Raw genomic sequence first — 22,502 nt, 5'->3', positions numbered from 1 at the left:
GCGGCGTTAAAAACGTTCGAAATCCGCTTCGTTAAAGTCCAAAGAACTCTCAGCGGTACCGGCGGCCGAGACATTGGGCTTAGGCGCACGCGAAGGTTTGGCGGTCGGACGCGGCGAGCGGCCGCTCGAGTTGCCGCGGCCGGAGCCTTGGTTTTTCCTGGCATTGGCATCCAATTTGAAGAAGGCCACCACCTGCTGCAACTGCGTGGCCTGGCCGTTCAACTCCTCGGCCGTGGCCGCCAGTTCTTCGGCGCTGGCCGCATTTTGCTGGGTGGCTTTATCCAGTTGGCGCATGGCGTCGTTGATTTGGTTGATGCCGCCGGATTGCTCGACGGATGCCGCGTTGATTTCCTGCACCAAGTCGGACGTTTTAACGATGTTGGGCACTACTGCTGTAATCAGATTGCCGGCTTTTTCGGCGATGGCAACGCTGTTGGTGGCCAGTTCGTTGATTTCCTCGGCGGTAATTCGGCTGCTTTCGGCCAATTTGCGGACTTCGGCTGCGACCACGGCAAAGCCTTTACCGTGTTCGCCGGCGGACGCGGCTTCGATTGCCGCATTCAGCGACAGTAAATTGGTTTTGTAGGCAATGTCTTCGATCAAACCGATTTTTTTGGCGATGTTTTTCATCGCGGCAACGGTTTCGGTCACCGCCTCGCCGCCCTGGCGGGCTTCGTTGGCGGATTTGGTCGCCATTTGCTCGGTGACATGGGCGTTTTCGGTATTTTGTTGCACCGACGCGTTGAGTTGCTCGATCGAAGTAGTGGTCTCTTCGACGCTGGCGGCCTGCTCGGTCGCCATCTGGCTCATCGCCTGGGCCGTGGCGCTGACTTGCTCGGATGCGCTGGACAAGGTATCGGAATTCGCCCGCACCTGGCTGACCACGCTGCTCAACTGGTCGCGCATGTCGCGCAAGGCCTGAGCCAGTTGGCCGATCTCGTCCTTGCCGTTCACATCCAGTTTTGCCGTCAAATCTCCCTCGGACAGCGATTTGGCGAATTGGACGCCGACGATAATAGGCGCAGTGATCAGATTGGCCAGGAACATCGCAATGATAATTCCCAAAATAAACGCCGCAGCGATAGTGCCTAAAATAATGGAATTGGCTTCGTCAACCAGCTTATCAGCCTCCTCGCGAGCTTTGCCCAGTTGGGCATAACCGGAATCTTCGGCCGTTTGCGCCTGTTTAATCACATTGGCGCCCAATTCAGACATTTCCTTGAGGATGACTTTCAGTTCGTCGTCGTTTTTGATCCAATTCTGGGCAGACTGTTGGTAATCGCGAGTCGCTTTGCGCGCTTCGTCAATCAGTCGCAACGCATCTTCTGAATTTACGATTTTTTGCAAATCATCATAATAGCCCATTAATTCCGGCAGCCAGATTTGCATGTTTTTCCAGGCGTTACGATCCTTATAATTTACCTCCTCTTTCTCTGCGCGCATTATTTCCATCGCTTTTACATAAATCCGCGTGGCTCCGATATAGCGCTGCACGTAACCATCCAGCTCTTGTGCATTGGCGCCTTTTTTCATCGCTTCTTGGTATAGTCGAACTTGCCGATTCAAGAAATTATCAGCGGCTTTAGCGACGATACCGCCCTTCTCGACCATATCCTCAACCAATTTCTTATTGTTTTTTAATGCGGCGACTCCGGCACGATACTTTTCAGCATAATTCGCGGTTCCTTCCCGTGCGACTTTCGATTGCGTCAACAACTCGGAGTTGTTGTATTGCTTTGCAATCTGATCGACCTTATCCAAATAGGCCATCAGATTTTTGACGTTTTCCTCGGCTCGTTGGTGTATTTCATCTTTTTCAAAGAGTAAATAATTCTTTTCTTCCATGATGGTCTGCAAGGCCATCCTTTCCACGCCGGTGGCGTATTCCACCGACTTGCCGTTGTTGTCGGTGATATTGAACAAGGCTCCCGCCACGTTGCCGATATAAATTTTCGACAACACCCCGAAAGCGATGGTGATGGCCACCAACAACATCGCTCCCGTCAATATCTTGGTTTTAATTTTCAAATCGTTGATGTTCATCTGCTATTCTCGTGTTGTTATTTATGAGCAATCCGCCGAAATCAGACCCGGCGTAACGCCGGTTTGTGGGCCAACGGCCTGGGCTTATGTTCGATGGCGGCTTGAATCAGACCTTGCACGTCCAAGATCAACGCGACGGTGCCGTCGCCCAGGACCGTGGCGCCGGTAATGCCTTTCAAGCGCTCGAACACCTTGCCCAGGGGTTTGATCACCGTTTGATGCTCGCCGTGTAGCTCGTCGACCACCAAGCCGGCCTCGGTTTGGCCGAACTTGACGACGACGACGCTTTCGCGCTGATTGGCGTTGCCGGCGGGCGTGCCGAAATAGTCGCCGAGCCGCAAATACGGCAACACCTTGCCGCGCAGATTGATGTAATGCTGAACCTCGTCGATCTCGCATTCGTTGGCCGACATTTCGATACATTCGTCGACCATGCTCAACGGAATGATGAAGCGTTCGGCCGCAGTTCCGACCATGAAGCCGTCGATGATGGCCAAGGTTAACGGTAGGCGGATCGAAATGGTGGTACCTTGGCCTTCCTCGCTGTCGATTTCCACCGAACCGCGCAAGGCCTCGATGTTTCTCTTGACCACATCCATGCCGACTCCGCGCCCGGACAAGCTGGTGGCTTGGTCCTTGGTACTGAGGCCGGCGGCAAAGATCAGGCTGTATATTTCCCGCTGCGACAGGCCGTGGTCTTTTTTGATCAAGCCATTCGCCAGGGCTTTTTCCAGGATTTTTTCGCTGTTCAATCCGGCGCCGTCGTCGGCGATTTGAATCACAATGTGGCCGGATTCGTGGTAGGCATTGAGTTGCACCGTACCTTGCGCAGGTTTGCCGGCGGCCAGGCGCTGTGCGGGATGTTCGATACCGTGATCCAGGGCGTTGCGGATCAAATGCGTCAACGGATCTTGGATTTTCTCCACCACGGTCTTATCCAACTCGGTCTCGCCGCCGCTGATCAGAAGTTGGATGTCCTTGTTCAATTCCTTGCTTACGTCGTGCACTACCCGGCGGAAACGCGAAAAGGTATCGCCGATTTGCACCATGCGTAATTCCAGGGCGGTATCGCGGATGCTGTTGACCAGCGAATTCATGCCGGCGGCAACATCGCTGGCATCCGACAAGCCGTGCTTTTCGACGATCAGGTTCATCGCCGCGCTGGAAATCACCAATTCGCCGACCAAATTGATCAGATGGCCCAATTTCGTCGCGTCGACCCGAATGTAATTGGCCTCGCTGGCGATTTTTTGCTTGGTCTGTTCCTGCTTCTTCAACGCCTGGTCGACCAAAGGCTGCTGCACCACGTGCTGCTCCACCAGGATTTCGCCTAACGGCTTGGCTTTTGTACCAGCCTCCGCTTCGCCTCCGGCACTGCCGGTTTGCGTCTGCAAGGCCGTTTCGACGTCGTGTTCGGTTAAGGCCCCGACCTGGATCAGCATGTCGCCAATCTTGCGCAAGCGGGTTTCGTCCTGGGCGTCCAACAATTGCAGGTATTCGCCGATTTTGGCGTTCGGCGGCAAAATCTTGATCTCGCAATCGTCGGCGGCGAATTCGAAAACCCGTTCGATGGTTTCCTTGCTGGCCTCGCTTTGAAAGGCGATTTTGAAATGCAGATAACAACTTTCCGGATCCATGGCCTCGCCGCTCGGCATCCCTTCGGCGACCGTCACAATCTGTTTGATATCGCCGAGAGTTTTCAAGTAGCGTAAAAACGACAACGGGTCGATGCCGTCTCGAAACGAATCTGGCTTGAACTCCAGCGATATCAACCAATGTTCGTCGACCGCAATCTCGCCTCCGCCCTCGCTCAGCACCTGATCCTCAACGCTGTCGGGTCTTTGTTGAATCGCAGTTTCTTTACCGCCGTTCAGTTGCGCGATCAGACGTAAACCGGTCGCGGCCAGTTCAGCCGGCACTGCCGTGCCGTTGGCTTTAAGGCAATGTTCGATCAACTTGGCGGCGTGGTCTTTGCTTTCCAGCAATACTGCGATCAAATTCGAATCGATCTGCCGTTCGCCCTGGCGCACCTTGTCCAGCACGGTTTCGGCCTCGTGGGTAAACACCACGATAGGATCGAAACCGAACAAACCGGAAGAGCCTTTGATGGTATGCATCGCCCGAAACAAGGAATTGACGGTTTCGCCGTTGTCCGGATCGCTGTCCAGACTTAACAGCGCGTCTTCCATGTCGACCAGGAGTTCCTCGGCTTCCTGGGCGAAGATGGCTAGCGCGGTATCCATTTCGTTCATAAAGACTTCCAATCGGCGGAGATGACTATCGGATCGCCGAAATGCGTGCTCAGATTTAGCAATTCCAACACTTCGACGACGGCTTCGCTGTGCCGGGCCAGACTCAACTCGCCCCCTTTCGCTAGGGCTTCCTGCTTTAAAAACATCAACAATTGCACACCGGCGCCGTCGATTTCGGCGACGCCGGCCAGATCGAGCTGTATCTCTTTAACCGTATCCAGATAGGCCGACAAGGCCTGTCTCAATTCGGCGACGTTGTATATTGTTATATCGCCGTCGATAGCGAGATGGACGCTACCGGGCCGCTGTTGTTTGACTTCGATAGCCATGGCCGTTGCCTCCGGGGCCGCTTGAAAAACGAATTAAGGCAGTACCAATTTGGATACGGCATCCAGCAAGGTGGGCGCCTGAAACGGCTTGGTCAACCAAGCCTTGGCGCCGGCGGCTTTACCGGCTTGTTTTTTATCGTCGGCCGCTTCCGTGGTCAGCATCATGATCGGGGTAAACTTGTAGGCCGCCAATTTTTTGATTTCCTGGACCAGGCTAATGCCGTCCATGTTCGGCATGTTGACGTCGGAAATAATCAGATTGATTTTTTGCCCGGTCAATTTAGCCAGCGCGTCTTTGCCGTCGCAAGCCTCGACCACGTCGTAGCCGGCGCCCTTCAGGGCGATACCGACCACTTGGCGGATCGACGCCGAATCGTCAACAATCATGATGGTTTTGGCCATGGTTTCTTCCTTAACAGATCTTAGAAAAAGGTAATCTCTTCGCTGCCCGAGGAACTTTGCCGGTTAATCGCCGCGGACGCCGAGTGGTTCAGCAACTCCTCCGGCATCGTGTAGCTAAGTTCCATTCTGGATAAAGTCTCGCTAACATCCAGGCTATCGGCATGGCGGACTCCGGCGGTTCTGATCGCATCCACCGCACGCTGCAAATTGTTCAAGTTGTGTTCGACGTGGGACAGCATCTGGCTGACGCGGTCTTGAAATTGAAACGCAGTCAGCACGCTGTAAATCTCGTCGCGAATCTGCGCGCTGTTGCCGCGCAGATTGTCGGCATCGTCTTTGAACATATCCAACGCTTTATGCAGATCGTCGAGTGCGGTGCGAATCGCCTGCTCGGCGTCGCGGATGGCTTTGTCGTCCGAAGTGCCGGACGCTTCGGACATTTTCAGCGTCGAGGCCATCGCCAAATTGATGCCTTCGATCGCCCGGCTGATCTTTTCGCCGGTTGCCGACGAAAAGCCGGCCAATTTGCGCACTTCGTCGGCCACAACGGCAAAGCCGCGGCCATTTTCCCCGGCGCGGGCGGCTTCGATCGCGGCGTTCAAGGCCAACAAATTGATTTGTTCGGCGACCTTACGCACTTCTTGCGCCATCGAATCCAGTTGTTTGGTATGGGTGGATAATTTTCTGACCTCATCGACCACGGCGTGCTCGACGTCTTGAATTTGGCTCAATACCCGCAATACCGTGGTTAACGCTTCCCGGGTTTCGTTGAATAACACGTCGACACCCCGGTCTTCGCGGTGGCGGCTGCCGCCGGCAAGCAAACGCTCCAGTTGGGTAACCATCGCCGCGAAACGGTCGGTTAACACGGTAATTTCCTGCTCGGTATGGGTGCGCGAGGTCTGCACTTGGCGTAGCAGGATCGGCACCACCTGTAAAAACAATCGCTCCAATTCGACCACGTAAGCTTCGAGGTCTTTGAGCTTGACCTCTTCGTCGCCGCGCCACGCCCGGTTTACGTCGTTTAACGCCGCTTGTTGCTTAGCGGCCAAGACCGAACCGGCCAGAGCCCCGGCCAGTACTAACACCACCGCGCCCAGCACGCTGGCCAGGCTGAAACCGGCCAATGCAGCTGCCAATAAGCCGCCCGCCAATCCCAGGCCCACCGTTAATCCGTAGTAAGCGCGTGTATCGATATCTTTGATGGTTGGGCCGCTTGTTGTACCAGACATGTAGTTTCCATTAAATTACTGAGCCATGGTTGGGATAGTAGAGAGTTTTAGGACAGCGTTCAACCTAGCACCATATTTGGGATTTCAGTATTGTTAAATTTCCGGCATTTCGGAAAAAATATCTGAAAATACTTAACATTTAGCCTCGGAGCACCTTGATTATCGGCACATCCATCATGAGCGCGGCGGAGTTCGAACGCTTCCGCGCATTAATTTATAATCATGCCGGCATTTCCCTGAGCCCGGAAAAGAAAGTCATGGTTGCCAGCCGCCTGGCGAAACGCCTGGATTATTACAATCTGGACAGTTACGGCGATTATTACGATTTGGCCTTGGGCGACGGCTATCCCCACGAGTTTCAAACTATGGTCGACATTCTGACCACCAACGAAACCTATTTCTTTCGCGAACCCAAGCACTTCGAATTCGTCCGCGAACGGATACTGCGGCAGTGGCGCGGTGGCCCGTTTAGAGCCTGGAGCGCGGCCTGTTCCAGCGGCGAGGAAGTGTATTCTTTGGCAATGGTCTGCGCCGAAACCCTGGGCGTAAAGACTTGGGAAATCGTCGGCTCCGATTTGAGCAGCCGGGTATTGGAAACCGCCCGCCACGGGCTTTACCCAATGGACCGCTTGGAACAGATGGACGCACGCCTGTTGCGCAAATACTGCTTGAAAGGGGTACGCAGCCAACAGGGCTATTTCAGAGTGGACGCTAAACTGCGCGGCCGAGTCAGTTTCGAACAAGTCAATCTGATGAAACCGCCGCCGGCCAGCTTAGGCAAATTCGACCTGATATTTTTACGTAACGTATTGATTTACTTCGATCACGACACTAAGAAACAGGTTGTGGAACGTTTACTCTCGGCGCTAAAGCCAGGCGGATATTTTTTCATCAGCCATTCGGAGAGCCTGCACGGTATCAGCGGACCGCTGCAGCAGATAAGCCCGTCGATATACCGCAAACCGTGAAAATCCTTCCCTACAAAGGCACCCGCCGTATCATTCTCGACCCCGGCGAATATTATGCTTCGCGGCAAGCCGAAGTCATTTCGACCTTGCTGGGTTCGTGCGTTGCCGCCTGCTTGTACGACCCCGATAACGGCGTGTTCGGCATGAACCACTTCCTGTTGGCTTACCGACGCAATCCCGAACACCTGCCGCTGCTGCAATCCGAGGAAGGCCGTTACGGCATCTTCGCCATGGAACTTCTGATCAACCAAATGATGAAGCTGGGCGCCGACCGGCATAAACTGAAGGCGAAATGTTTCGGCGGCGGCAACGTCTTGCATCTACGCGAAAACAACCCGGACCTAAAATCGGTCGGCGACGTCAACGTGCTTTTCATTAAACAATTTCTGCATAACGAACATATTCCGCTGGTCGGAGCCGGTTTGGGCGGCAATATCGGCAGAAACGTGCATTTTGTCGGGGAAGATTATTCGGTGTACGTCAAAAAAATCGATACCGCGCAACAACAGTGGCTGGAGCGCGCCGAACAGCGTTATTGGCAGAAAAACATCGAAGAACGCGAACGCCAGCACCGGCCGGCCGAATTTTGGTGAGGCACTGGCTTGGGCCGAGCTTGGCCCAGCTTAAGCTGCACACGCGCAAAGCGCCGGATTGCGCGCCGGATCGAGACCGTGGACAATGAATCCGGCGCCGGCCGGTCAAGCGACCAGACTTGGAAACTTGGCTATGCCGGCCCTAGAACACAGCTACCCATCAAACCGGCAGGCGGCCATCATGGACAACGATACTCTGATCGATCAGGCACGCCGGCTCTACGCCGGGTTGCTGATCAAGCGCCACACCGAAACCCAACAAAACCGGCGGCTGGAGCGGCTGTTGATCCTGGCTTACGCCCGCTACCAGCGCCGGCTGAACCGTTGCGCGATCTGTTACCGCTACCGTCTGTACGATTGCAACCGGCAGCCCGGCACCGACCACACCCCCTGCGAGCGCCGTAGCGCGGCAGCCAGCCCAATCAGCCCCTCGGCGGTTTATACGGCCGAATAACACTGGTCCCCAGACAGCGCGGCAAGCTCGGCCGGCCACTGGGCGCGAACTTGCCGAATCCGGTTAAGGTCCAACTGCGCAGTCCGGCAATGCTCGCGGCACAGCGCACCTCTGAAACCCAGATAATCCGGCGCCAACGCCAGCAAACCCGGTACATCCTCGCAGCGTAAAGAACCGGCCAGACCGGTCAACATGCCCTGCGCGCGCGCCGCATCGACGAAAGTACGCAATTCGGACGCATCCATGCATTGGGTCAGGGAGCCGCGGCCCTTATCCATCGTATCCAACATTACGCCGCGAAAACCGGCTCGGCGCAGTTCGGCGATCATGGCGAAATCGGGACGAGTATCGGCAAACAATACGGCAATCAGGGCAATGCCTTGCCCGGCAACGGCTTGCAACGCTTCGAGGCAGGCCGGCCAATCGCCGCCCGGGAAAAAACCGATCTTCACATAATCGACGCCGGTGGCCGCCATTTCCCGAACCGCCGGCAACAGCCGTTCGGGCAGCATCGGCAGATCGCCGACCGTCGCACTGATCCGGGTCGCGACAGGTAACGTAGCGACGATTTCGGCGACGCTGGCGGTCGCTAACGCTCCCAACGCGCCTTGCGCCGGTTGTTTCAAATCGATGATATCGACGGCTGCGCGTTGCACCAGCAACGCTTCCGCCAGACTGTTCACGCTGGCCAACATCCCGGTCATGCTTGGCCTCCGCAACGGTGCCGTTCGATGGCGTCCATCAACCAGCCCCACGCCTGCCGTTCGTTGTCGCCGGCGGTTTTGTCCATACCGATCCGCAAATAATCCAACTCGGCCCGAATTTTTTCCGGGGGCAACATATCCAGCCGGCTGACTAAAATCGCCGCTTCCAATACCGAGTATTGCGCCCGGTTAAACCCCTGAAACGGCCGGTGGTTAACCGAATGGACCACCTTGCAAAATAATTTGGGCCGCAATTCGTCTTCCTCGATCCGCTCTAATTGCAATTCGGCATGGGCCAACGTGTCGGCCAGATAAAAGCCAGCGACGCGTTCGGCCGGCCGCAACGGCCAATCCCGGCGCCCGGTCAAGCAACCGGCAAAAATCCGGACGTCGTCGCAAAAATTGATAACTGCGGTTCGGTTCAGCAACAGATTTTCCAGCGTCGCGGACGGCCGAAACGGCAGGATAATCCGCCACTCGCCGTCGATATGCACACCCATCGGTGCGATATGTACCTGGCCTTGAGCATTGGCAGTGGTTATCAGGGTTTCTTGAATCATGAGGGTTTAGGTCTATCCTGAATCGTGAATTTCGCCTGGCATCAGGCGGAGCAACGGATAATTTTAATCTTGCCGGCACCGATCGGGTCATTTTTTTGCCCGCGGCCGCCACGGCCGTTATAAAACTGAGCGCCCTACTATGCATGCCATCCACATTGCCGACCTGTCGATTCTGCTGATCGAACCGTCGCCGACGCAACTCAAAGTCATCTTGCAACACCTGCGCGGCGAAGGTATCGCCAAGGTCGAGGGCGTATCGAGCGGTGCGGCGGCGCTGGAGAGCTTGCATTGCCACCGGCCGGATTTGATTATCAGCAGCCTGTATCTGCCGGACATGATGGCGACCGCTCTGATCGAACAACTCCGGGAAGACGAAGTATTGAGCCATATCCCCTTCATGCTGATTTCCAGCGAATCCAGCTTCGAAGTGCTGGATAGCATCCGCCAGGCCGGCGTTGTGGCGATATTGCCGAAACCGTTCGCCCACGACGATTTGAAACATGCGTTGCGCTCGACGATCGAATTCATCGATCCGCAAGAGATCAGCCTGGAACATTACGATATCGAAAACGTCCGGGTGCTGGTGGTCGACGATAGCAAGCTCGCCCGCAAGCATATCGGCCGGGTGCTTAACAATATGGGAATCGAGAAAATCACCGAAGCGCAAGACGGCAAGGAAGGGCTGGATGTGTTCAGCCGCGACCAAAACGGCTTCGATCTAATCGTCACCGACTACAACATGCCGGTCATGGACGGTCAGCAATTGATCCGTGCCATCCGCCAGGATCTGGGCAACTCGATCATCCCGATCCTGATGGTTACCAGCGAAGACAACGAAACCCGGCTCGCCAACGTCCACAAAGCCGGCGTATCCGGCATCTGCGACAAACCCTTCAATCCGCAGACGGTCAAGGAAATGTTGTATCGGGTTTTGGAGCCGGATTGAGCCAGTATGCTACCGGCCGCTGTTTAATCGGCGTTTTCTAAACCGGCCAGACCTTTTTTGGCGATATGAGCAAAATAAACTACCCCGGCAACTGTGGCCAAAAAACCCAAGACCAAGGTGATTAACTGCGCTTGATTCAGTTCGCCTCCATTCCCGGTCAATGCCATCAAGGCGGTACCGGAAATCGAGCCGGTATAAACGTAAGCCAGTAACGCCGGCGTTGCCCCGATCGAACCCAGCATGTAGGCCATCAGGGAAATTTTGGTCAAGCCAAACGCGTAACTGGCCAAACTGAAAGGTGCCACCGGCGACAAGCGCAACAACAGCACGAATATCCAACCGCGCCGGGCGATTTCCTGATCGAGATGGCGGATCGACAAATGCTGATTCTCCCACTCGTCGATATTTGACCGATAAGCATAACGGCTCAGTAAAAACGCCATCAAAGCGCCGAAACTGGTACCTATCGTCGACAACAAAAATCCCTTCCATAATCCGTAAAGTCCGCCGCTAGCCACAGCCAATAAAGAAAGCGGAATAATTCCAGTCAGGGAGGCGACGAAAAATACCAGCAAAAATACGAGTTGGCCCTCAGTGCCGTAGCGGGTCAATAGCTCGGCCAACTGTAGAACGGCAGTTGAAATTTGCTGTTTCCCGCCCAGTATTATGAAGCCTAGGATAGCCACCGATGTCAACAGAAAAATCGATACCACAATTTTCAGCCCGGTACTAGGGCCGGTTTTTCGTGAACCCGGCGTATTCATTAGACTTTATTTTTGTAATTTAATCGGGCTGAGGCTTCGTCGGAAAACAGATCGTATTTTTTAAAACCTAAACGTTGCAAGCGGAATTGGATTGACGTGTGTAAAACACCCAGGCCATAGATAACGCTACGTTTGAAGTTGATCGAAGAGGCTTCCGGAAAATAACGGGTCGGACAAGATAATTCGCCGATTCTAAAGCCTTGATATATCGTTTGCGCCAGCATTTGGTTATCAAAAACAAAATCGTCCGAATTATTTAACAACGGCAACGATTCCAGTGTTTTCTTGCTCCAAGCCCTATATCCTGTGTGATACTCTGATAATTTGTGGCCAACCAATAGATTTTGAGTAAATGTCAAGAAGCGGTTGGCGATGTATTTATACAGCGGCATACCTCCGGCGAGCGCACCTATACCAAGAATGCGGGACGCCAATACTGCGTCGAATTCACCTTCGGCAATCATAGAAGCCATAGCAGTAATTAATTTCGGCGTATATTGGTAGTCTGGATGCAACATTACGATAATATCGGCATCGCGTTGGAGTGCGGCTTGGTAACAGGTTTTTTGGTTGCCGCCATAGCCACGATTTTCAGGATGTACAATCGTATGAATCCCCAACTCTCGAGCCAATTCAGCAGTACGATCGGTACTTTTATCGTCGACCAAAATCACATCGTCAACAATATTCATCGGAATTTCATTGAAAGTAGCCAACAGAGTCGCCTCAGCATTATATGCCGGCAATACGACTGCCACCCTTTTATCGTTCAACATGTTCAACCCTTAAATAATAGATTTTAGAAACTAAGACCCAACTTTAACTTCTTCCAACATTTTCCAGCCATTGCAATCCTCAGCAGTGGCTCCACTTTTGATCGCGTACTGAAGCGGACGCTGGAAAACTGATGAATATAGAAACAGCCAATGCTCGTGTTCGCGCGGGATTTTGATACAAACTTTATCCCCATCCTGAATTTGCTTTAGCAACACAAAGTCAACATGTTTTTTATAATACTCTTCGAAAGAGTAAAAATAGGGCCGAACATACACGCCTTGAGTAACGATGATTACCCAACTGAGTACTGATGCAGAAATTAATCCGGCATTGCGCGAATTCAAAAATCTTGCCTGTGCAACGGAAAATGCCAGATTGCAAATCAAATAAAAATTCAACGAGACCAATACTATCATCCAGAACATATAGTATCTAAGCCGCGGCGAACTGGGCATCAAAGCGACGACCACTGACATCAAAACCATCGCAATGATGGCTAGCTTGGTCTCCTTAGCCCAATTCAAATAACTTAATCCAAGCAACAACAGAACATTTAAAATAACGTAAGCGCCGAAATATCCGCCGAATTGGTCGCCGACGGTTTCCTGGCCACCGCCAATTGACCAGCCATTAAAGTAGGGTTTTGGAATGGTTTCAAATAGCGAATATAACCACAATATCGGCCTGGCTAAATCATTACCGGGAATTCTTGGCTCCAATGGCGGGAGTTCTCTATGATTCAATTCAATTCCGGCAATTTTAACAACGACCGGATAAACCGGATTACCATGCAGAAACAGGTTTTTAATCGGCGTAGCGAATATAACCAGTAGAGCCAACGCAACTAAAAAAAATAATAACCAACTATTCCTGCCCGATTCGAAGTATACTTTTGCCGATTTTATCCATAATTGGTACCCGGTAAAACAAAGCACGACAAAAACAATCGGCACAAATTGCAAGCGCATATTGGCAGCTATCGCAGCCGAGACAAATAGTATTATCAAATCCGCCGTTGTGATCGGCTCCGATGAAACATAGCTGCGGTAGGTGATCATAATTAAAACCGCCATAGCTATCGAACTGGGCAAATCGACATAGGAAACTGTGGCATGAATTTGTACCAGCGGAATCGCCAGCAAGCCCAACACCGACAAATGCAATGGAATTTTGAAATACTTTTTTAAAAATAAAAAATAAATCAGAAGGCTGAAATAAGCCACCAGATTGGTCGTCTCAGGCCTTCCGCTAATAAACCAGAAAAAACCTTGAAAGAATTCACCGAGCAAACCGAAACCATCAAATCTTGGCTGCCAATATCCATCCAATAAATAGGCTTCGCCGGGAATAATTCCCCATAGCTTGGCTGCAAACGGTAAATGGTAGGCCCAACTATCGAAATTTCTATCGATATCAAATACTGCTTTAAGCCCCATCGACAGCAATAGCGCACCAGCAATAAAGAGCAAGCAATAATCTAAGGCGCGACCATAATAAATTTTACTACCACTCATGATTTTAATATTCGATTCCAACTATTTCTAACAATTGAAGGCACGACTAACCATTAAATTTAAACCCATAACATATATCTGCATATTTGAATATTTGAAACGTTTTTCACCAACCAGCTAGCTATATTATTGCAACGGCGCACCAATCAAACCTGACTTGCCGAGCAAAACACATCAAGCCGATTTTGCAAAACGCCATGCCTGTTGCACTAAATTGAACGTAATCAGCCGCTTTATGGCAGTTAGACGGAAAAAATTCAGGACCCGAACCTTAAGGGATACCTGGACATGTTCCCATTTATCTTAGCCCATAAACACTGGACTTTAAGGCAAATCGATTTTTCACCGCCAGTATAACCAGTTTTCCGATTCGCTTTGTTTAGCCTTGAGGCTGTTGCACACCGGCTCCGGCCAAAATATACTGTATATATAAACAGTATTCATAAAAACAGCATGAAACCCCTTACCCACCGCCAGCAGCAAATTCTGGACTTCATCGAGCACACTCTGGCTCGGGAAGGCTTTCCGCCGACCATAGCCGAAATCGCCGCGGCCTTCGGCATGGGTTCCGGCAACGCTATTCGCGGCCACTTGCAAGCTTTGGCCAAGAAAGGCGCGATTCAACTGACGCCGGGCGCCTCGCGCGGCATTCGTCTGCTCAAGCCTGGCACCGACCAAGGCCTGCCCCTGATCGGCCGGGTCGCCGCCGGACAACCGATTCTGGCCGAACAACATATCGAAGGCTATTGCCAGATTGGCCCCGAATTATTCCAGCAGAGGGCCGATTACTTACTGCGAGTACACGGCCTGAGCATGCGCGACGCCGGAATTTTGGACGGCGACTTACTGGCCGTGCAACGCCGGCCCGACGCGCGTAGCGGGCAACTGGTGGTGGCGCGGATCGGCGACGAAGCCACCGTGAAACGGCTGCGGCTGGACGGCGATATCGCTTATCTGGAACCGGCCAATCCCGATTTCACAACCATAGGTATCGACTTGCACCGCGATGCGTTAGCCATCGAAGGCATCGTGGTCGGCGTGATTCGCCGCATAGCGTTATGAACCCGGCCTTGGCGGATTTGTTGCGCAGCCGGGCCGGCATCTGGCGCGGCCTGCACTGCGACCATGCCGCCTGGGCCGTGGTCGGCAGCGGTTTTGCCGAGCTGGATGCGTCACTACCGGGCGGCGGCTGGCCATTAGGCACGCTGGCGGAAATCGCCATCCCGGCGCCGGGCTGCGGCGAATTGCGCCTGCTGTTGCCGGCCATCGCCGGTTTGAGCCGCGCCGGGCGCCGGATAGCCTGGATCGCGCCGCCGTATCGACCCTACGCCCCGGCGCTGTCACAAGCCGGCGTGGCGTTGACCCAACTGCTGACCGTCAACGCCGACAAAGACCACGATATAGCCTGGTGTGCGGAAAAACTGCTGCGTAGCGGCGGCTGCGGCATGGTGTTGTTATGGCCGCGCCGGCTCGACGCCCGGCAAATCCGCCGGTTGCAATTGGCCGCCGAAACCGGCTCGGCCTTGGCGGTATTGTTCGCCCTGCCCGGCCAAAGTTACTCCGGTGCGGTTTTACGTGTCGCCGTCCGTCCGAGTGCAAGCGGTTTGGCAGTGGACATTGTCAAAGCCCGCGGCAGTTTGCGCCGCGCGTCGTTGATGTTAAGCCTATAAACCGCCGATGGCCGCCACCGCCCTCGCCCTTAATCGACAGCTAGCACCGGGTCCGGCCGCACCCGCCGGAGCATCGAAGTCCCCTGCCAAACTCTGGCTGTGCGCCTATTTCCCGGCATTGGCGTTAGAGGCGTTGAAAATCGATACGGCGCAAGCGGTCGCCGCGCTAGAAACCAGCAAAGGCCGGCCCGGCCTCTACGCCGTTTCGGCAGCGACGCGCCAGGCCGGCGTCGAACCGGGTATGAGCCAAAGCGCTGCCCAAGCCTTATGTCCGGCATTGAGCCTGTTGCCGCGTAATCCGCAAGCCGAAAAAGCGGCTCTGCAACAACTGGCCGGAATCGGTTTGAATTTCAGCCCCTGGGTCAGTCTGGACCGGCCGGATTGCCTGCTAATTGAAATCGGCAGTTGCTTGAAACTTTTCGGCGGCAGCGACCGCCTCGAGCAAGACCTGCGCGACGCCTGTCTGGCCGCCGGTTACTCGCCGGTAATAGCGATAGCCCCGACCGCCCCAGCCGCAGAACTGTTGGCCGGTTTGGGTTTGGAAATGCAAATCGGCGCACGCGCCGAGCTGCGATCGGCTTTGGGCCCTTTGCCGATCGCAGCACTGGCATTGGACGGTAAAACCTTGGGCCGCCTGGGCAATGCCGGCGTTCGCTACCTGGTCGACCTATGGCGCTTACCGCGCGACGGCCTGGCCAGACGTTACGGCAGCGGTTTATTACAGCGCTTGGACGGCTTGCTCGGCCTACAACCCACTGCGCTCAACGCCTTTCATAACCCGCCGGCCTTTGCCGCCAGCTGCGAGTTGCCGACCGAACTGACCCGACTCGAACATTTTTTCCCGGCCATCGCACAATTGGCCGCGGCTTGGGCGGAATTCCTGAAACAGCGCGACGCGGTAGCGCTGGCGGTTGCCCTGGACCTACACCACTATCGGCGGCCACCGACCCGACTGAAATTAAGCTTTCGCCACGGGAACCGCGACGTCGACCATTGTCTGGCCTTATTACGGGAAAAACTGGAGCGCAGTCCGCTGCCGGCGCCGGTGATTGGCGTCGAACTGCTCAGCGACGAAATCGCGCCGTATCAACCGGCAGCCTGCTCGCTCTTCGCTGATGAGCCTGCTGCGGAAACCGACAGCGAATGGCAGGCCACGCTGGACCAATTGCAAAACCGGCTCGGCCATCACGCTTTGCAGCGCTTCGCCGTCGCCGCCGACCACCGCCCGGAACGCGCCCACCAAAGCAATGCAGCCGAAACCGAAACTCAGACTGCGGCGCCGCCCCGGCCGCTTTGGCTGCTACCCGCTCCGGAACCCTTATCCGGTGACAGTTTCACGCTATTGTCGCCGGCCGAACGCATCGAATCCGGCTGGTGGGACAATCAAGCGGTACGCCGCGACTACTTCATCGGCCAGGACCGTCTGGGCCGCAAACTTTGGCTGTTCCGCGAACTATCCGGGGACCGGGGCTGGTATCTGCATGGCTTGTTCGGCTAACGGCAACCCGGCGACCGACATAGGCTTTGCCGAACTGCATTGCCTGTCCAACTTCAGTTTTCTGCGCGGTGCCTCGCATCCGGAAGAACTGGTCGAAGCTGCCGCGGCGCTGGGCTACCAAGCGCTGGCCTTGACCGACGAATGCTCGCTGGCCGGTGTGGTCCGTGCCCATCTGGCCGCAATCAAGCACAACCTCCACTTAATCGTCGGCAGCGAATTTCGCTTGGACGACGGCTTAAAGCTATTACTGTTAGCCAGCGACCGCGATAGTTACGGCAAACTCTCAACCTTGATTACGCTGGCCCGCCGCCAGGCAGGCAAAGGCCGCTACCGTTTGAGCCGGAGCGATCTCGCCGCCCATTTACCGCACGGTTGCCTGGCAATCTGGCTACCCAGCTCCGGTTCGCCGGCAGCGGACGGCACTTGGCTGAAACAATTGTTCGGTAATCAGCTATGGCTGGGCGCCGGCCGTTTCCTATCCGGCAACGATGACGCCTGGCTGGCCGAATGCAAGCACTTGGCGCACAGCGCCGGCATCCCTGTCGTAGCCTGCAACGACGTGCACATGCACCGCCGTTCGCGACAGGCGTTGCAAGACACCTTGACCGCGATTCGCCTGGGCAGACCGCTGGCGGAGTTGGGTTACGCCTTATTCGCCAACGGCGAGCGCCATCTGCGCCCACTACCTCGGCTGACCCAGCTTTACCCAGCGGATTGGCTGCAACAATCGTTGGCGATTGCCGCACGTTGCCGATTCTCGCTGGCCGAGTTGCGTTACGAATATCCGCGCGAAGTCTGCCCGACAGGTTATACGCCCACGAGTTGGTTGCGGCATTTGACCGAAGCCGGCGCGGCGCGGCGTTGGCCGCAAGGCGTACCCGACAAAGTTCGCGGCCAAATCGAGCACGAATTGGCCTTGATCGCCGAACTGGCCTACGAGCCTTATTTTCTGACCGTGCACGACATCGTCCGCTTCGCCCGCGAGCAAGGCATCCTTTGTCAGGGCCGCGGTTCGGCGGCCAATTCGGCGGTGTGTTTTTGCCTGGGCATTACCGAAGTCGACCCAAACCGGATGAATCTGTTGTTCGAACGTTTCCTATCGCGCGAACGCAACGAACCGCCGGACATCGACGTCGATTTCGAACACGAGCGCCGCGAGCAAGTCATCCAATACATCTACCGCAAATACGGCCGCCACCGGGCGGCGTTGGCGGCGACGGTGATCACTTACCGTTCCCGTAGCGCGGTGCGCGATGTCGGCAAGGCATTGGGCCTGAATCAGGCGCAGATCGAACGCTTGGCCGGCACGGTCGACCGCTGGGACGGTTACAAATTAATGCCGGAAGCGTTGACAGAATGCGGCTTCGACCCGGCCAGTCCGACAGTGCAACGTCTGGCGGCCCTGGTCGAACAAATCAAAGGCTTCCCGCGGCATTTGTCGCAGCATGTCGGCGGTTTTGTTATCGCCCGCGACGCCATATCGCGGCTGGTACCGGTGGAAAACGCCAGCATGGCCGACCGCACCGTGATCCAATGGGAAAAGGACGATCTGGAAGCGATGGGCTTATTGAAAGTGGACATACTGGCTTTGGGCATGCTCAGCGCGATTCGGCGGGCCTTGGCATATCTTGGCCAATACTGCCGACCGCCTGATTTTCCTTATAAAAACAAATCCCTTCGCCCTCCAAAGGATGCCGAAAAAGTCAAAACGGGACCCTCTCCCCCCGGGAGAGGGCTGAGTGAGGGCATGCAAATCAATGGTTTAACTCATTCAAATCCCCTCACCCCAACCCTCTCCCGCGAGGAGAGGGAGCATTTACGACAGCCTGCCGAGGGAGAAGGGTCTGTTTCGACCGTAATTCCAGCTACCGAAACGAAAAACTCACCCGACTTCGCCTGGACCCTGGCCGACATCCCCGCCGAAGACCCGGCCGTTTACCGCATGCTGCAACAAGCCGACAGTATCGGCGTATTCCAAGTCGAATCCCGGGCGCAGATGACGATGCTGCCGCGTTTGAAACCGGCCAATTATTACGATCTGGTCATCGAAATCGCCATCGTTCGCCCCGGCCCGATTCAAGGCGAAATGGTGCATCCCTATCTGGCCCGCCGCCAGGGTCTGGAAGCGGTCGACTACCCCAGCCCGGAAGTCAAAGCGGTGCTGGAACGCACCTTAGGTATCCCGATCTTTCAGGAACAGGTCATGCAATTGGCGATGGTCGCGGCCGGCTTTACCGCGGACGAAGCCGACCAATTGCGGCGGGCAATGGCGGCCTGGAAGCGCAAGGGCGGCTTGGAACCGTTCGAACGTAAACTGTTGGAAGGCATGCGGGCCCGCGGTTACAGCGCCGAATTTGCCCAGCGCATATTTCAGCAAATCAAGGGATTCGGCGATTACGGATTTCCGGAATCGCATTCCGCCAGCTTTGCCTTACTGGCTTACGTCTCGGCCTGGTTGAAATGCCACCATCCGGCGGCATTTTGCTGCGCATTGTTGAACAGCCAGCCGATGGGTTTTTACGGGCCGTCGCAATTGGTACAGGACGCGCGCCGCCACGGCGTCGAGGTGCGGCCGGTGGACGTGCAGACCAGTTTGTTGGAATGTTCCCTGGAATTCGCGGCCGCAGCAGCGCCGGCCTTGCGCTTGGGATTCAATCAGGTAAAAAGCCTGGCCCCGGCCGCCGCCAATGCCATCGTCCAGGCTCGACAGCAAGGCCGGTTTGCCGGCATCGCCGATCTGGCGGCCCGCGCCGGCCTCAACCGGCAGGATTTGGAACATCTGGCCGCCGCCGATGCCTTACAACCCCTAGCCGGCAACCGGCACCACGCTTTTTGGGCGGCCGGCGGCACCGAAGCGCCAACCCCAATGTTCGGCGTGCCGGCGCTTACCGAAGCGACACCGCTGTTAAAACCGCCCAGCCTCGGCCAGGACGTGCTGGCCGATTACGCCAGTACCCGGTTGACCTTGCGCAGCCATCCATTGGCGTTGTTGCGCGACCGCCTGCGCCGCCGAGGCGTAACGACGGCGGCATCGCTATGGCAACGCCGCAACGGCAGCATCGCCCAGGTCGCCGGCCTGGTGATCTGCCGACAACGGCCTATGACCGCGTCCGGCGTAACCTTTGTGACTTTGGAAGACGAAACCGGCCAGGTCAATCTGGTGGTCTGGCCGGCCACGGCTTTAGCCCAACGCAAACCGCTCCTGAAAGCACGCCTACTATCGGTAACCGGCACGATCCAACAGGAAGACGGCGTATTGCATCTGATAGCCGGCAAACTGGAGGATTGGAGCAGTTGGATCGGCGATTTGGCGACTAAGTCGCGGGATTTTCATTGACGTGGCCGGCCGTTTTAAAAACCCGGCCTTAGCGGCTTCTTTACTTTGCCGGCAGAAACGGCCGAGTTATATTGACCAACGTGCCCCCGTGCCGGGCATTTCCATCTCAGAAACGACGCCTGAAATTTATGGCTAGAATAGCTCACGCTTTATTCGTGCTGACCGCCTTGGCCGCATGCACTCCGCCCGACGAGAATGCCGCAGCGGCCAAGCCGCCGCTGGCGGCCGCGATTGCCGGCCATTGGCGCGAGCCGGCCAACGTCGCTCGCGACATTTGGCGGCATCCGGAGCAAACTTTAACCTTTTTCCAGGTGACTCCCGGTCAAACCGTAATTGAAATCGTTCCCGGCGGCGGTTGGTACACCGAAATCCTGGCACCTTTACTGCGGGTGCATGGCCAATACATCGCCGCCGTAATCGATCCCGACAACGCAGTAAATCCAGATTCGAAACACTACTACGGCCGACAGTTGAAAGCGCTGAAGATCAAGCTGGCACGCTTACCTAAAATTTACGGCAGGCCGGAAGTCCGCCGTTTCGACGAAGCGCGGCCGGTGTTCGGCAAACCCGGCTCGGCCGACACGGTATTGACCTTTCGTAACGTGCATAACTGGCGGAAAAAAGGTAGCGCAGAAGCGATGTTTCGCGGCTTTTTCCAAGTGCTAAAACCCGGCGGCATTCTGGGCGTGGTCGAACATCGGGCCAATCCGGATACCGCTAACGGCGGCAGTGCCGGTTACACCACACAAAGCCAAGTGATTGCCTGGGCGGAACAGGCCGGCTTCGTGTTGGAAGCCGCCAGCGAAATCAACGCCAATCCGGCGGATACCAAGGACCATGCGGGCGGCGTCGGCAGCTTGCCGCCGAATTTTAACCAGGGCGACAAAAACCGGGACAAATACGCAGCCATCGGCGAAAGCGACCGTATGACATTGCGCTTTAGAAAACCGGCAGCGGATCAAGCCGAGCGTTAGCAGGTTATTGTTAAATCCAAGAACAGTTGGGACTTGAAAAACTCGCCCCTGGGTCGGTCAACTGACGAATCGATTCAGATAACCACACGTTCGGCGTGCGTTTTATAGGCCGCTCGTGCCTTGATGTTGGCCCATAATGACGACTAAAGGTGCGGTGGCTTTTTTCGCAGCGAAAAGGCGATTGTGCCGGCAAGCGGTGCGCTTGAGCAACACATGACGCCAGCACTATTACAAGAAGACAGGGGAGTTTTGAATTTGGAGAACTACCGACTATATTGAGTCGCAAACAACCTAAATCGTCACTACGTAAGGGCAGTATTGGGCCATCAAGAGCGGATAAATGTTCAAGAATTTATTTAAGAAAAAAGTTTCGCCGACCGAGAACGCAATGGACAGTTATCCAGCCGTCAATCTGACGCCAACCGACATGGAAGAACTCAAAAAGATATTAAGAGCGGCACTGCCGAATATCCAAGCAGAAAATAACCCGCTTGCTTGGTCTTGGGATCCGGACTTATGGGTGTCCGGCAAATTGCATTACCTAATCCCGCACGAGGTCGCGACTACCAAGGATATTGCCGAATTTCTACGCTATATCCGTACCGCGTCGCTGACTTTTCCAGGCGGACCATTCATTTGGGATCTCAATTCGCTGGACAATTTGGTGTTTCTACCAACGAGCCACGCGGAACGAAAACAAAAAGCCGGTATCTTTGCCGCAATTTATTCGGCTAGCGACGAACCATACCAAGCCTACTGCCAATTCGTGGCAAAAATTCTAAGAAACATCAAGAACAACCATGACGAAACCTTAGCCAATACCGAGAACAGCGTGCAAAGTCGAGCTTCGGTCGCTATGAGATCGGCGGCTCAAATTTTGGATTTTCAACGTAGTTTGCGTGCAGGAGTTGTCAGCACAAGTCCCGAAAACGTCAAATACTTCCTAAGCGATACCGACGAACTCTTGTTCGGCAGGCCTGACAGGCCGGCAACCGTAAAGGTCAAATTCCAACAAGAATCGGTATCTGTGATGCTCCCGCACTACGTGCGTATTTCTAAAACGCCCGCCGACCAGATCGACGCAACCTTTGGCGAGGATTACATCTGTAGGCTTGAAATTTCGAGAGTCCACTCAGATGGTCCGGAATATCCCGAAGAATTTGGGGTATATCTGGTCAAACAATCTGCGGAAAAGCACGGGATGACGGTCGAGTACTCAGCTAACGGCAAGGCGATAATTCCAGTCCCACCCTTAATAAAACAAGAACGCGACCAACTATTCCAGGTTTCTCACTTCACTATCGGCACAAAACGAAGCGTATTCACCATGACCCTGACGTGTCCCCCAGTACAAAATCTTCTGGAACAAGAAAAGACTCGAATCAACCAAATCATTAATGGAATGATCGCAACCATCACCGAAGAGAATCCGGCCTCAAGCGTGCACTGAACGATTAAGGCCATCGTCGCGCAACGGACACGGCT

Annotated in this window: 20 protein-coding genes; 10 read left to right on the top strand and 10 right to left on the bottom strand. The window is 55.0% G+C overall.

What is annotated here, in order from left to right:
• Positions 1–6: 6 nt before the first annotated feature.
• From MKFW12EY_RS10280 to MKFW12EY_RS10260, 5 genes are read right to left on the bottom strand one after another with little or no spacing between them, the layout of a single operon-like run.
• A complete protein-coding gene (locus tag MKFW12EY_RS10280; protein ID WP_054761970.1) occupies positions 7–2,043 on the bottom strand; it encodes a methyl-accepting chemotaxis protein in 2,037 nt (678 codons plus the stop codon).
• A gap of 41 nt (positions 2,044–2,084) precedes the next feature.
• Positions 2,085–4,295, bottom strand: a complete 2,211-nt coding sequence (locus MKFW12EY_RS10275) for a chemotaxis protein CheA (RefSeq protein WP_221054485.1) — start codon at positions 4,293–4,295, stop codon at positions 2,085–2,087.
• Entirely contained in the window at positions 4,292–4,624 is a 333-nt protein-coding gene (locus MKFW12EY_RS10270; RefSeq protein ID WP_054761968.1) for an STAS domain-containing protein, read from the bottom strand. Before MKFW12EY_RS10270 ends, MKFW12EY_RS10275 begins: the two co-directional genes overlap by 4 nt.
• A gap of 33 nt (positions 4,625–4,657) precedes the next feature.
• Positions 4,658–5,026 (bottom strand): response regulator, encoded by a 369-nt coding sequence (locus MKFW12EY_RS10265; protein WP_064021475.1) that lies wholly within the window; start codon positions 5,024–5,026, stop codon positions 4,658–4,660.
• A gap of 20 nt (positions 5,027–5,046) precedes the next feature.
• A complete protein-coding gene (locus tag MKFW12EY_RS10260; protein ID WP_373280601.1) occupies positions 5,047–5,871 on the bottom strand; it encodes a methyl-accepting chemotaxis protein in 825 nt (274 codons plus the stop codon).
• A gap of 542 nt (positions 5,872–6,413) precedes the next feature.
• Between MKFW12EY_RS10260 and MKFW12EY_RS10255 the strand changes: the two genes are divergently transcribed.
• From MKFW12EY_RS10255 to MKFW12EY_RS10245, 3 genes are all read left to right on the top strand, one after another.
• Positions 6,414–7,226, top strand: a complete 813-nt coding sequence (locus MKFW12EY_RS10255; RefSeq protein WP_245006491.1) for a CheR family methyltransferase — start codon at positions 6,414–6,416, stop codon at positions 7,224–7,226.
• A complete protein-coding gene (locus tag MKFW12EY_RS10250; protein ID WP_064021472.1) occupies positions 7,223–7,819 on the top strand; it encodes a chemotaxis protein CheD in 597 nt (198 codons plus the stop codon). Before MKFW12EY_RS10255 ends, MKFW12EY_RS10250 begins: the two co-directional genes overlap by 4 nt.
• A gap of 133 nt (positions 7,820–7,952) precedes the next feature.
• Positions 7,953–8,273 (top strand): hypothetical protein, encoded by a 321-nt coding sequence (locus MKFW12EY_RS10245; protein WP_245006490.1) that lies wholly within the window; start codon positions 7,953–7,955, stop codon positions 8,271–8,273.
• Here the strand turns inward: MKFW12EY_RS10245 and MKFW12EY_RS10240 are convergent.
• Together MKFW12EY_RS10240 and MKFW12EY_RS10235 are read right to left on the bottom strand one after the other, a co-directional pair.
• On the bottom strand, positions 8,258–8,977 hold the full coding sequence (locus MKFW12EY_RS10240; RefSeq protein WP_221054484.1) for a (5-formylfuran-3-yl)methyl phosphate synthase: 720 nt from the start codon (positions 8,975–8,977) through the stop codon (positions 8,258–8,260). The two genes, MKFW12EY_RS10245 and MKFW12EY_RS10240, sit on opposite strands and share 16 nt — an antisense overlap.
• A complete protein-coding gene (locus MKFW12EY_RS10235; RefSeq protein ID WP_054761964.1) occupies positions 8,974–9,537 on the bottom strand; it encodes a DUF447 domain-containing protein in 564 nt (187 codons plus the stop codon). Before MKFW12EY_RS10235 ends, MKFW12EY_RS10240 begins: the two co-directional genes overlap by 4 nt.
• 139 nt (positions 9,538–9,676) lie before the next feature.
• On the opposite strand from MKFW12EY_RS10235, the gene MKFW12EY_RS10230 reads away from it, so the two are divergent.
• Positions 9,677–10,483, top strand: coding sequence for a response regulator (locus MKFW12EY_RS10230; protein ID WP_054761962.1), 807 nt, complete (start codon positions 9,677–9,679; stop codon positions 10,481–10,483).
• 23 nt (positions 10,484–10,506) lie between these two features.
• Here MKFW12EY_RS10230 and MKFW12EY_RS10225 read toward each other — a convergent pair whose 3' ends face one another.
• From MKFW12EY_RS10225 to MKFW12EY_RS10215, 3 genes are read right to left on the bottom strand one after another with little or no spacing between them, the layout of a single operon-like run.
• Positions 10,507–11,196, bottom strand: a complete 690-nt coding sequence (locus tag MKFW12EY_RS10225) for a TVP38/TMEM64 family protein (protein WP_221054483.1) — start codon at positions 11,194–11,196, stop codon at positions 10,507–10,509.
• 50 nt (positions 11,197–11,246) lie between these two features.
• Positions 11,247–12,023, bottom strand: coding sequence for a glycosyltransferase family 2 protein (locus MKFW12EY_RS10220; protein WP_054761982.1), 777 nt, complete (start codon positions 12,021–12,023; stop codon positions 11,247–11,249).
• Between the two features lie 30 nt (positions 12,024–12,053).
• On the bottom strand, positions 12,054–13,538 hold the full coding sequence (locus MKFW12EY_RS10215; protein ID WP_221054482.1) for a hypothetical protein: 1,485 nt from the start codon (positions 13,536–13,538) through the stop codon (positions 12,054–12,056).
• Between the two features lie 453 nt (positions 13,539–13,991).
• Between MKFW12EY_RS10215 and lexA the strand changes: the two genes are divergently transcribed.
• From lexA to MKFW12EY_RS10180, 6 genes are all read left to right on the top strand, one after another.
• The gene (gene lexA, locus MKFW12EY_RS10210) at positions 13,992–14,600 is read left to right on the top strand and encodes a transcriptional repressor LexA (protein WP_221054481.1); all 609 of its coding nucleotides are present in this window, start codon (positions 13,992–13,994) and stop codon (positions 14,598–14,600) included.
• Entirely contained in the window at positions 14,597–15,208 is a 612-nt protein-coding gene (gene imuA, locus MKFW12EY_RS10205; protein ID WP_221054480.1) for a translesion DNA synthesis-associated protein ImuA, read from the top strand. Before lexA ends, imuA begins: the two co-directional genes overlap by 4 nt.
• 133 nt (positions 15,209–15,341) lie before the next feature.
• Positions 15,342–16,706: a Y-family DNA polymerase gene (locus tag MKFW12EY_RS10200; RefSeq protein WP_245006489.1), complete on the top strand. Its 1,365-nt coding sequence runs from the start codon at positions 15,342–15,344 to the stop codon at positions 16,704–16,706.
• The gene (locus MKFW12EY_RS23180; protein ID WP_280637652.1) at positions 16,690–20,043 is read left to right on the top strand and encodes an error-prone DNA polymerase; all 3,354 of its coding nucleotides are present in this window, start codon (positions 16,690–16,692) and stop codon (positions 20,041–20,043) included. The genes MKFW12EY_RS10200 and MKFW12EY_RS23180 overlap by 17 nt, the downstream gene beginning before the upstream one ends.
• Positions 20,044–20,171: 128 nt before the next feature.
• Positions 20,172–21,017 carry a class I SAM-dependent methyltransferase gene (locus MKFW12EY_RS10185; RefSeq protein ID WP_245006488.1) on the top strand — a complete coding sequence of 282 codons (846 nt, stop codon included), beginning with the start codon at positions 20,172–20,174 and terminating at the stop codon, positions 21,015–21,017.
• 340 nt (positions 21,018–21,357) lie between these two features.
• Positions 21,358–22,467 (top strand): hypothetical protein, encoded by a 1,110-nt coding sequence (locus MKFW12EY_RS10180; protein WP_054763700.1) that lies wholly within the window; start codon positions 21,358–21,360, stop codon positions 22,465–22,467.
• Positions 22,468–22,502: the final 35 nt, after the last annotated feature.

The sequence above is a fragment of the Methylomonas koyamae genome, from assembly GCF_019669905.1.
Classification (GTDB): Bacteria; Pseudomonadota; Gammaproteobacteria; order Methylococcales; family Methylomonadaceae; genus Methylomonas; species Methylomonas koyamae.
Note: the sequence above shows the minus strand (reverse complement) of the source record. Positions and strands in the feature narration are given on the sequence as shown.